The sequence below is a fragment of the Paenibacillus sp. 01L418 genome (assembly GCF_056400045.1).
Genome location: NZ_JBFTSN010000533.1, coordinates 1 through 3,843, shown reverse-complemented (window position 1 = coordinate 3,843; position 3,843 = coordinate 1). Strand labels below are relative to the sequence as shown.

Genomic DNA, 3,843 nt, shown 5'->3' with positions numbered 1-3,843 from the left:
GCATCATTTATTGGAATGGGTGTCTCTATATTACTGAAAGAGCATTTTATCGAAACGGCATATTTGAAAAATGAGCTGGAGCGTAGTGAAAAGTTGAAGATCGTAAGTCAAATTGCAGCTTCCGTAGCTCACGAGGTGCGAAATCCTCTGACGGTAGTGAAAGGATTTTTACAGCTGTTGAAAGAATCTGTAGATGACAAAAAAAAGGATTACTTGAATATTGCTTTATCTGAATTGGATAGAGCAGAGTATATTATTTCTGATTATTTGAATCTTGCTAAACCGCAAGCAGATCAGTTGGAAGTAATCGAGATTTCCGAATTTCTGGTACATACATTGGAAATTATGAATTCTTATGGGTTAATTCAAAATGTGCAAATCCACTTAAACTGTAATCAAACGGATCTTTATATAAGGGCAGACAAACCGAAACTGACTCAAGTGATATTAAATCTAATTAAAAATGGGGTAGAAGCGATCCCAGATAAAGGTGAAGTGACTGTCAATGCCTATTATTACAAAGAAGAAATTTGTATAGAAATTATTGATACTGGAAAGGGCATATCCAGAGAGGAATTGGAGCAATTAGGTACCGTTTTTTTTACGACAAAGGAAACGGGGACAGGCTTAGGCATTTTGGTAACCTTTCGGATTGTCGAAGCATTAAAGGGTAAAATTGCTTTTCAAAGCGAGCTCGGAATGGGGACGAAGGTATTGCTGAAATTCCCTGCCGTAGAGCAATTGAAATAAGTCTATAAATGAAGAATAGCCCCATTCTCCATAGGAGAATGGGGCTATTCATGTTATTTATTGCGAAGCAGCATCGTCCACAAATCAGAGCTTTCATACCCGAGGCGCCAAGCTGCAACGCCAGCCAAATCGTATGTTTTGGCTATATCGATGCGAGCTTTGACCGTGTTTTCGGTTTCAGCCCAGAATAAATAGGTGAAGCCGTCTTTGGTATACTTATATTTCATCTGTCCAGATTCCGGGTCCATCTCACCTTGAGCGTTCGTATCTGCAATAAGCTTAGGTATTTCCTTCATAAAGATGGCACGGTTGCTGACTAGCTTATTCGTGCTGTCGAGCTTCCATTCACGTACGTAAAAAGGAATGCCTAGCATAAGCTTGTTACGCGGAATGCCATAGCTCAAAAATTGCTTAACGCCTTCTTCTACCCAGTTGAGGCCAGCAACAGAACCAGGTACCTCGCTTCCTTTCCAATGCTCATCATAAGCCATAATGATAATCGTATCGACGACTGCCGATAGAGCGGTATGGTCGTAAGCGGTTCTATCATTCCAGCTTAAGCTGCCGCGTGGCAAATCGATAGATATTTGCATACCTTTGTCATGCACGGCTTTAGCAAGTGCTGTAACAAAGGCGGTATAGGCAGCCCGATCCGTTCCAGCGACCTCTTCGAAATCAAGATTGATGCCTGCAACACCGAGCTGAGTAAGCTTCGCTACAAGCGTCTTAATGAATGCTTGCTGGGCGGTATTGTTCTTTAAAAATTCCGTCGTCATTTTTTTGTTAAATTGATTGTGAACGAGCGGCATTACCTTAATTCCTTGTTCTTTGAAAGTGTCTACGACTACTTGATCTGAAGTGTCGATCATTGAGCCATCCGCAGCGGAGAGCTCAAACCAAGTAGGGGAGTCAATCGACAATCCTTGCGTATTAGCGACATGGCTGATAATCGTTGCGCTTGTAGCGCTGCCATTCCATCCCATATAAACTAGGCTTTTGGTATTGCTGAAAATTTTACGACCTTCGCTCGTTTGAACAGTGCTGTTCGCAAAAGCCTTCGCATACGCAATTGCACCGGTCTTTGTATTAAAGGCTTTTAATTTCTTGTCGCCTTGATAAACGGCTAAATAAGGAATACCGGACCAATATACTTTCTCATTAAAGGTAACCTCTGCATTTGGTGTTTTTTTCGCAAGCTGTACAGCCCCATCTAAGCTAATAGAAGAGCCGACCACGGCACCATTTTGTTTTACTAAATAAGCGGGTACATTCGAATGAACGTTCTTACTCGTTGCTGTATTTAATACCTGACTGCCAGATATGGAATATGAGGCATTCATAGCATCGAGAAGGTAGGAGTAAAGCGGTAACTCTTCTACAGGTGCCCCATCCACAGTAATTTGATAGACAGGTGCAGCAGCGCGCTGCGCTTTAGTTTGTGCAGCTGTTTGGTTTCCCCAAACCCATTTGTTCGTTGTTAAATCGATTACATGGGCATTTCCCCATTTTTTGGCTTCCTGCTTAGCGGCAGCAAGTGTAAGGAAGGACCAATTGTCACGAGTGTTATCGCCTTGATAAAGCTTGAACTTGGTGTAGGATTGATAACTCCAGCCAATGTTTTCAAGATCACGGATATGTACGTTAGTTAGGTTTTTAGCAACAGATAATGCTTGATTGTAAGTGCTAAACTCCCATTTCGGGAGAGTTTGACCGTTCTGATAAACCTTGTAACGAGGGAAGTTATCCCATACCCAAGCACGGTCAGCAATTTTCTCGACATGACTGTAACCGAATTTCCCGGCATAGGAAATCGCTTGACCCTCCGTAGTGAACTCACGGAGCATTTGGTCATTTTGATAAACACGGAATTTTGTCATTTGATTTGCTGCAGCATCTGCAATGCCTGCCGTTGCTGTCATGATTGTTTGGCAAAAGAAAAGTAAAAGCAGTGCTGTACTCATTTTTTTTCTCATAGATTTGTCATATACACTCCTCTCTAGTCTAATGATTAGACGCAGGGAGGACGAGGATGTTGCTGGAAATCTATTAATATTTCTCTAGTAATTATTGGTAGAGCATTTTTTGGCACAAAAAAAAGCATCCGCTAGCTGCATATCCGTAAGATAATGCGAGCTATTGGATGCTTTTTTTAAGTTAATCGGAAATGTCTGCCCAAAATTCTTCATCCGCATCGAGCGTAATGTTGGAGCGGAAAACGCGCCGATTATATTGTGTGAACATATATTGCTCGATAGCCTCGAGGATATTCGCTTCAATGATGTACTGGCTGCGGCCCTTTACCCAAACCTCGGCCGTATACCCATACTCTTCTTCCCATGAGAGCTGCACTTCCACATCGGTAGGGTTAACTCCCCGTCGTTCAGACATATGAAGGCAGATAGCGTTTATAATCTCATCTGTATAGATGCGCACGATTAGTAGGGTCTCCGTTGATCTGGCGGGTTACGCTTGCTGCGCAGATATACGAATGCTACACGTATTAGCATGATGATGGCGAAGATAGCCATTAAATTAATCATTAGACCAAGAATATTACCGAATGCGCCCATGCCCGCGAACAAACCGCCGAACATCAAGCCTGCTAATCCGCCAATCATTAGGCCTTTCATCAACCCGCCGCCGCTAAAAAATCCAGGTTTTGTAGCGCCAGTAGTTGCTCCAGCTTTCTTGCCTGGATTCGATTGATTAACGTTATCCGATTTCTTAGGGTTTTGCGTAACGCTTTGTTTCGGAGATTTCATTCCGCCTCGTGGTTTTGCATCGGCATACTGTCCGAAACCTAGTGTGATGAATAGTGTGAGTGCCAGCATGACCATGAATCCCTTTTTCATCTGTGTTTTCTCCTCCTGATATCTTTAATACATTCTTTACAAACATAGATAATATACGGCTATTAGACATGATGGTTTCATTTATTTCTATAGGATTGGTTTAAATGTATGAAAGTATAAGCGACATATGCTAATATTTTTATTATTAATGAAACGATGAATTCGATTGGAACAAGTAATATGGAGGTTTTTATGATTTCTTTTCCGAAAGCGTATATTGCTTATTTAGTGGAGTTCCATG

4 protein-coding genes are annotated in these 3,843 nt (G+C 41.8%); 1 reads left to right on the top strand and 3 read right to left on the bottom strand.

The genetic code is table 11. The annotated features are described in order from the left end of the window. Positions 1 to 750, top strand: a 750-nt coding sequence (locus AC1DSE_RS32085) for an ATP-binding protein (protein WP_477528819.1), incomplete at its 5' end; no start/stop codon positions are given. Between the two features lie 53 nt (positions 751 to 803). Here the strand turns inward: AC1DSE_RS32085 and AC1DSE_RS32080 are convergent. The 3 genes from AC1DSE_RS32080 to AC1DSE_RS32070 form a co-directional block, all read right to left on the bottom strand. After that, the gene (locus tag AC1DSE_RS32080; protein ID WP_477511885.1) at positions 804 to 2,711 is read right to left on the bottom strand and encodes a glycosyl hydrolase family 18 protein; all 1,908 of its coding nucleotides are present in this window, start codon (positions 2,709 to 2,711) and stop codon (positions 804 to 806) included. 193 nt (positions 2,712 to 2,904) lie between these two features. After that, on the bottom strand, positions 2,905 to 3,183 hold the full coding sequence (locus AC1DSE_RS32075; RefSeq protein WP_076265783.1) for a YxcD family protein: 279 nt from the start codon (positions 3,181 to 3,183) through the stop codon (positions 2,905 to 2,907). 2 nt (positions 3,184 to 3,185) lie between these two features. Then, on the bottom strand, positions 3,186 to 3,602 hold the full coding sequence (locus tag AC1DSE_RS32070) for a hypothetical protein (protein ID WP_076265784.1): 417 nt from the start codon (positions 3,600 to 3,602) through the stop codon (positions 3,186 to 3,188). Between the last annotated feature and the right edge of the window lie 241 nt (positions 3,603 to 3,843).